General features: G+C 69.7%; 1 protein-coding gene. It reads right to left on the bottom strand.

Translation table 11 applies throughout. The annotated features are described in order from the left end of the window. Window positions 1–1,055 (bottom strand): histidinol dehydrogenase (gene hisD / locus AC07NG_RS25665; RefSeq protein ID WP_494597216.1); only part of this gene is annotated, 1,055 nt, incomplete at both ends.

Genomic DNA, 1,055 nt, shown 5'->3' with positions numbered 1-1,055 from the left:
CCGGTGTAGCGGGCCGCCAGCTTGGTCGGCAGGGTGTGGTTGGTGCCGATCACCTTGTCGCCGAACGAGACGTTGGTGCGCGGCCCCAGGAACAGCGCCCCATAGTTGGTCATGTGCTTGAGGAAATAGTCCGGATCCCTGGTCATCACCTGCACGTGCTCGGAGGCGATTTTGTCGGCGATCTCGACCATCTCCTCGTCGCTACCCGCGAGGATCACCTGGCCGAAGCTCTCCCAGGCCCGGCGGGCGATGGCGGCTGTGGGCAGGATCTGGAGCAGGCGCTCGACCCAGGCGATGGTGTCCTCGGCCAGCTTCTGCGAGGTGGTCAGCAGGATGGCCGGGCTGTCGGGGCCGTGCTCGGCCTGGCCCAGCAGGTCGGTGGCGCAGAGCTCGCCGTCCACGCTGTCATCGGCGATGACCAGGGTCTCGGTGGGGCCGGCGAAGAGGTCGATGCCGACCCGGCCGAACAGCTGGCGCTTGGCCTCGGCGACATAGGCGTTGCCGGGACCAACCAGCATGTCGACCGGCGCGATGGTCTGCGTGCCCAGGGCCATGGCCGCCACGGCCTGCACCCCGCCCAGGGTGTAGATCTCATCGGCCCCTGCAAGAGCCTGGGCCGCGACGATGGCCGGGGCCGGCTTGCCGCCGAACGGCGGGGCGCAGGTCACCACGCGCGGCACGCCCGCCACCTTGGCCGTCAGCACCGACATGTGGGCCGAGGCCAGCAGCGGATACTTGCCGCCGGGCACGTAGCAGCCGGCCGCGTTCACCGGCAGGTTCTTGTGGCCCAGGATCACGCCGGGCAGGGTCTCGACCTCGACGTCCTTCATAGAGTCGCGCTGGATCTGGGCGAAGTTGCGCACCTGGGTCTGGGCGAACTCGATGTCCTTCAGGTCGCGATCCGACAGCTGGTCCAGGCAGCCTTGAATCTCGGCCGGCGACAGGCGGTAGCTCTCGCGGTCCCAGCCGTCGAACTTGGCCGACAGCTCGCGCACCGCCGCATCGCCCCGCGCCGCCACGTCGGCGAGGATCCCCTCCACCGTCTCGCGCACCGC

Source organism: Caulobacter sp. GW821-FHT10C03, assembly GCF_059415485.1.
Note: the sequence above shows the minus strand (reverse complement) of the source record. Positions and strands in the feature narration are given on the sequence as shown.